The sequence below is a fragment of the Rubrivivax gelatinosus genome, assembly GCF_016583785.1.
In the GTDB taxonomy this organism is placed as follows: domain Bacteria; phylum Pseudomonadota; class Gammaproteobacteria; order Burkholderiales; family Burkholderiaceae_C; genus Rubrivivax; species Rubrivivax gelatinosus_B.
This window is the reverse complement of sequence record NZ_NRRU01000241.1, coordinates 1-555: the sequence shown is the minus strand read 5'-3', so window position 1 is coordinate 555 and position 555 is coordinate 1. Positions and strand designations below refer to the sequence as shown.

Annotated in this window: 1 protein-coding gene; it reads left to right on the top strand. The window is 73.7% G+C overall.

The genetic code is table 11. The features are described 5' to 3' along the window. Positions 1 to 555 (top strand): phage baseplate assembly protein V (locus CKO43_RS26495; protein WP_242481430.1); only part of this gene is annotated, 555 nt, incomplete at both ends.

The following is a 555-nucleotide window of genomic DNA, read 5'->3' as shown; positions in this document are numbered from 1 at the left end:
CACCGGGCCTGCAGACCGCCACCGTCGTCGGCCCCGAGGGCGATGCCGCCTCGGCCGAAGAGATCCACACCGACCGCCTGGGCCGCGTGCGTGTGCGCTTCCCGTGGCAGGACGGCGAGCACCGCGCAGCCGACACCAGCCGCTCGTCCACCTGGGTGCGTGTCATCCAGCGCTGGGCCGGCGCCGGCCACGGCGTGCAGTGGATCCCGCGCATCGGCCAGGAGGTGTTGGTGGGCTTCGTCGAAGGCGACATCGACCGGCCCCTGGTGCAAGGCGCGCTCTACAACGGGCGCGGCGAAGCCGGCGTGCCGGCCACGGCGGGCGGAGCACAGGCGGGGGCCGATCTGGCACCCCTGGCGGCCAGCAGCGACCACGCGCCCGGCGCACAAGGCAACCTCACGTCGGGCCACAGCCCGGCCTGGCACGGCGCCGGCCCGGGCGAAGCCACCGAAGGCCAGAACGCGCAGAACAACGCCGCGGCGCTGTCTGGCTTCAAGACGCGCGAGTTCGGCGGCATCGGCTTTAACCAGCTGGTCTTCGACGACAGCGACTCGC